General features: G+C 60.2%; 3 rRNA genes. All 3 read right to left on the bottom strand.

What is annotated here, in order from left to right:
- Positions 1 to 28: 28 nt before the first annotated feature.
- Positions 29 to 145: ribosomal RNA gene (gene rrf / locus PG2093B_RS08870) — 5S ribosomal RNA — on the bottom strand.
- Positions 146 to 302: 157 nt separating this feature from the next.
- Positions 303 to 3,391: ribosomal RNA gene (locus PG2093B_RS08865) — 23S ribosomal RNA — on the bottom strand.
- A 508-nt stretch (positions 3,392 to 3,899) separates the two neighbouring features.
- Positions 3,900 to 5,438, bottom strand: a 16S ribosomal RNA gene (locus PG2093B_RS08860).
- The 16S, 23S and 5S rRNA genes sit together here, the layout of an rRNA operon.
- Between the last annotated feature and the right edge of the window lie 229 nt (positions 5,439 to 5,667).

Genomic DNA, 5,667 nt, shown 5'->3' with positions numbered 1-5,667 from the left:
TGTTCGCCTTCCGGGGTCCTCAAGTGTGGTGCGGCGGTGTGCTACTCTCCCACACCCTGTCGGGTGCAGTACCATTGCCGTGCCAGGTCTTAGCTTCCGGGTTCGGAATGGGTCCGGGCGTCTCCCCTGGGCCATGGCCGCCGCAAATCTTCTGTTATGGCCCGTGGCGTGGGCCGGGTGTGGTTGTTTGGGGACCGGTGGGTGGACGCGGGGCGTGTGTGTGTTCGTGACTGTCGACCAAGTGTGTGGTCGGTCTGGTTAGCGTAGTTGGATGCTTGGCCAGTGCCCGTGGAACGGGTCTGGTGTGTTTGTGTTTCGACCGTTAGTGCCGGTCAGCTCCACCGCTCGCGCGGCTTCCACGTCCGGTCTATCGACCAGGTGTTCTACCTGGGGTCTGTCACACCCTCGAGGGGGTGTCAGGAATCCTTATCTTGGAGCGGGCTTCCCGCTTAGATGCTTTCAGCGGTTATCCCTCCCGAACGTGGCCAACCAGCCATGCCGCTGGCGCGACAACTGGCATACCAGAGGTTCGTCCACCCAGGTCCTCTCGTACTATGGGCAGGCCTCCTCAGGATTCCAACGAGCGCAGAGGATAGAGACCAAACTGTCTCACGACGTTCTGAACCCAGCTCGCGTGCCGCTTTAATCGGCGAACAGCCGAACCCTTGGGACCTGCTCCAGCCCCAGGATGCGACGAGCCGACATCGAGGTGCCAAACCATCCCGTCGATATGGACTCTTGGGAATGATCAGCCTGTTATCCCCGGGGTACCTTTTATCCGTTGAGCGATGCCGCGTCCGTACGCCGGCACCGGATCACTATCTCCGACTTTCGTCCCTGCTCGATCCGTCGATCTCACAGTCAAGCCCGCTTGTGCGATTACACTCGACACCCGATTGCCAACCGGGCCGAGCGGACCTTTGAGCGCCTCCGTTACTCTTTGGGAGGCAACCGCCCCAGTTAAACTACCCGCCAGGCACTGTCCCCGACAAGGCTCACTTGTCCGGGTTAGGCATCAGATGGGGACAGAGCGGTATTTCACTGGCCGACTCCACACACACTGGCGTGCATGCTTCACTGTCTCCCGCCTATGCTACACAATCCGCACCTGATGCCAATACCAAGGTATAGTAAAGGTCCCGGGGTCTTTTCGTCCTTCTGCGCTTAACGAGCATCTTTACTCGTACTGCAATTTCGCCGAGCTCCTGGTCGAGACAGCGGGGAAGTCGTTACGCCATTCGTGCAGGTCGGAACTTACCCGACAAGGAATTTCGCTACCTTAGGATGGTTATAGTTACCACCGCCGTTTACCGGGGCTTGAATTCACCACTTCGCGCACAGGGCGCTGATGGATCCTCTTAACCTTCCGGCACCGGGCAGGCGTCAGTGCATATACGGCGACTTGCGTCTTGGCATGCACCTGTGTTTTTGGTAAACAGTCGCTACCCCCTGGCTTGTGCCACCCCCCACCGCCTCGGGGCCGCATGGGCCCGTCACCGCGGGGGGTCTCCCTTATGCCGAAGGCACGGGAGCGGTTTGCCGAGTTCCTTGACCAGGATTCGCTCGCTCGCTTTGGTATACTCTACCTGACCACCTGTGTCGGTTTGGGGTACGAGCGGCCCAAGACCTCACGCCGAAGCTTTTCTCGGCCGACGGGATCACCGGATATCGGGCCACAAGGGCCCCCATCGTCACGCCTCACCCCATCATGCCCCCGGATTTGCCTGGGGGCGGGGCCACACGCTTGACCAGGGAAAACCACCTCCCCGGCCGGCTACCCGTCCGCGTCACTCCACGCGCTCGACCCCAAGGCGCCCCACACAGACCCACGTATCGCCCCACACCCCGAAAGGCATGGGAACCAACATGGAAACGCGTGTTCGGCCAGGGGGCCGTTGATCGGTCAAAGGGCCGGTACGGGAATATCAACCCGTTCATCCATTCGACTACGCCTGTCGGCCTCGCCTTAGGACCCGACTCACCCAGGGACGACGAACGTGGCCCTGGAACCCTTGGTCATCCAGCGGCAAGGATCCTCACCTTGCTCTCGCTACTCATGTCTGCATTCTCACTCCCATACGGTCCACCACAGGATCACTCCGCGGCTTCAACCCGGCATGGGACGCTCTCCTACCCAGCAACCATCGAATGGCTGCTGCCGCGTCTTCGGTGGCGTGCTTGAGCCCCGCTACATTGTCGGCGCGGAACCACTAGACCAGTGAGCTGTTACGCACTCTTTCAAGGATGGCTGCTTCTGAGCCAACCTCCTGGCTGTCTATGCGACTCCACATCCTTTCCCACTTAGCACGCGCTTGGGGACCTTAGACGACGGTCAGGGCTGTCTCCCCCTCGACGACGGAGCTTATCCCCCGCCGACTCACTGCTGGCATACACACGACAGGTATTCGGAGTTTGGTTGCTATTGGTACCCGGTACGGGCCCGCAAGCATCCAGTCGCTCTACCCCCTGCGCGCAATCAACCAACGCTGCACCTAAATGCATTTCGGAGAGAACCAGCTATCACGGAATTTGATTGGCCTTTCACCCCTAACCCCAGGTCATCCCCTCAGTTTTCAACCTAAGTGGGTGCGGTCCTCCACGCGGTCTTACCCGCGCTTCAACCTGCCCAGGGCTAGATCATCCCGCTTCGGGTCCAGGACACGCGACTGAAAACGCCCTGTTCGGACTCGCTTTCGCTACGCCTCCACCCAACGGCTTAGGCTCGCCACATGCCACTGACTCGCAGACTCATTTTTCGATAGGCACGCCGTCACCCCATTACAAGGCTCCGACGGTTCGTAGGCGCACGGTTTCAGGAACTCTTTCACTCCCCTCCCGGGGTGCTTTTCACCTTTCCCTCACGGTACTGGTACACTATCGGTCAGACAGGTATACTCAGGCTTACCCAACGGTCTGGGCGGATTCACACGGGATTCCACGAGGCCCGCGCTACTCGGGACACGGCTACCACCAGACCATGCGCGTTCGGCTACGGGGCCATCACCCTCTACGGCCCGGTATCCAACCCGGTTCGCCTCACACACGGTTTTCTATACTGGCGGCCGGCGCGTCGGCACCGGCACGGCCGCTCCCACGACACCGGCGCCGCAACCCCCGACGGGTATCACACGGCACCGGTTTAGCCATCATCCGCTTTCGCTCGCCACTACTCACGGAGTATCCTTTCCTGCAGGTACTGAGATGTTTCACTTCCCTGCGTACCCCCCGCAAACACTGCGGTGCCGGCCCACAACAGCCGGCGGGTTACCCCATTCGGACACCCTCGGATCAAAGCCCTGTCGGCGGCTCCCCGAGGCCTATCGCGGCCCCACACGTCCTTCATCGGTACTGCCTGCCAAGGCATCCACCATACGCCCATGGCAACAAACCCACCAACCCCGCAAAAGGGGCCGCTGGGCCCGCGCCACATGCACTGGAACACCCTACGACAACTAATCAGATCATCTAAACACCACCCACACCAACAGTGCGGGCGGCTTACCAAAACACTCGCGAACACGATCCAACACCCCCGACCCGAAAGGACGGGGACGGAACGGTTCGACAAAATCAACAGTACGAACACACCCGGCACACCCCAAAGGGCACACCGTTCATGCTCGCGTCCACTCTCCAGTTCTCAAACCACCACACCACACCACCCCAAGCCCACCCCACACAGGGACACGGCCAGGACAGCGGGAACGGAACACCACCCCACAAAGGGGCCTGGCGGTCCGGGAACCCAACAGCATGCACCACACCACCACACACCCACACCACAACGGGCGCGGATGCGATGACCTTTTCCCAGCCAGCGGGGACGCCACCCGGCCAGACGGCCGGATACCAAGCATCCCATCATCGGCGCGCGACAGCGCGCCCACAAAACTCCGTAGAAAGGAGGTGATCCAGCCGCACCTTCCGGTACGGCTACCTTGTTACGACTTAGTCCCAATCACGAGCCTCACCTTAGACGGCTCCCCCCACAAGGGTTAGGCCACCGTCTTCGGGTGCTGCCCACTTTCATGACTTGACGGGCGGTGTGTACAAGGCCCGGGAACGCATTCACCGCGGCGTTGCTGATCCGCGATTACTAGCGACTCCACCTTCACGCAGTCGAGTTGCAGACTGCGATCCGAACTGAGACCGGTTTTCAGGGATCCGCCCCACGTCACCGTGTCGCACCCCGTTGTACCGGCCATTGTAGCATGCGTGAAGCCCTGGACGTAAGGGGCATGATGATCTGACGTCATCCCCACCTTCCTCCGAGTTAACCCCGGCGGTCCCACGTGAGTTCCCGGCACGACCCGCTGGCAACACGCGGCGAGGGTTGCGCTCGTTGCGGGACTTAACCCAACATCTCACGACACGAGCTGACGACGACCATGCACCACCTGTGAACCGGCCCCGAAGGGAACCCGCGTCTCCGCGGGCGTCCGGCACATGTCAAGCCCAGGTAAGGTTCTTCGCGTTGCATCGAATTAATCCGCATGCTCCGCCGCTTGTGCGGGCCCCCGTCAATTTCTTTGAGTTTTAGCCTTGCGGCCGTACTCCCCAGGCGGGATGCTTAACGCGTTAGCTCCGACACAGGACCCGGAAAAAGGGCCCCACATCCAGCATCCACCGTTTACGGCGTGGACTACCAGGGTATCTAATCCTGTTCGCTCCCCACGCTTTCGCTCCTCAGCGTCAGTAACGGCCCAGAGACCTGCCTTCGCCATTGGTGTTCTTCCCGATATCTACACATTCCACCGTTACACCGGGAATTCCAGTCTCCCCTACCGCACTCAAGCCCGCCCGTACCCGGCGCGGATCCACCGTTAAGCGATGGACTTTCACACCGGACGCGACGAACCGCCTACGAGCCCTTTACGCCCAATAAATCCGGATAACGCTTGCACCCTACGTATTACCGCGGCTGCTGGCACGTAGTTAGCCGGTGCTTATTCGAACAATCCACTCAACAGGCCAAAAAAACCTGCCTTGCCCTTGAACAAAAGCGGTTTACAACCCGAAGGCCTCCATCCCGCACGCGGCGTCGCTGCATCAGGCTTGCGCCCATTGTGCAATATTCCCCACTGCTGCCTCCCGTAGGAGTCTGGGCCGTATCTCAGTCCCAATGTGGCCGGTCGCCCTCTCAGGCCGGCTACCCGTCAACGCCTTGGTAGGCCGTTACCCCACCAACAAGCTGATAGGACGCGACCCCATCCCATGCCGCAAAAGCCTTTCCCACAATCGCATGCGCTCATGTGGAACATCCGGCATTACCACCCGTTTCCAGGAGCTATTCCGGTGCATGGGGCAGGTCGGTCACGCATTACTCACCCGTTCGCCACTCTCACCCCGGCAGCAAGCTGCCAGGGATCCCGTTCGACTTGCATGTGTTAAGCACGCCGCCAGCGTTCATCCTGAGCCAGAATCGAACCCTCCACAAAAAAACTTCCATGGAGACATCCAACAGATGACTCACCAAAAGAAAAAAGACGGACCATCCTTGTAAGGCCAAGAACGGTCACACAAAAAACCCCGACACCCATCAAACCCCCTCGGGTACCACACGGGCGGGCATCGGACTGGCAATCAAAAACCACAACCACACCAAAACAGCGCGATCATGGCAAGTAGTACAGTACACACTATTGAGTTCTCAAACCACCAAACACA

This window comes from Bifidobacterium pseudolongum subsp. globosum (assembly GCF_004155535.1).
GTDB classification, from domain to species: domain Bacteria; phylum Actinomycetota; class Actinomycetes; order Actinomycetales; family Bifidobacteriaceae; genus Bifidobacterium; species Bifidobacterium pseudolongum_C.
This window is presented reverse-complemented; position numbering and strand designations above follow the sequence as displayed.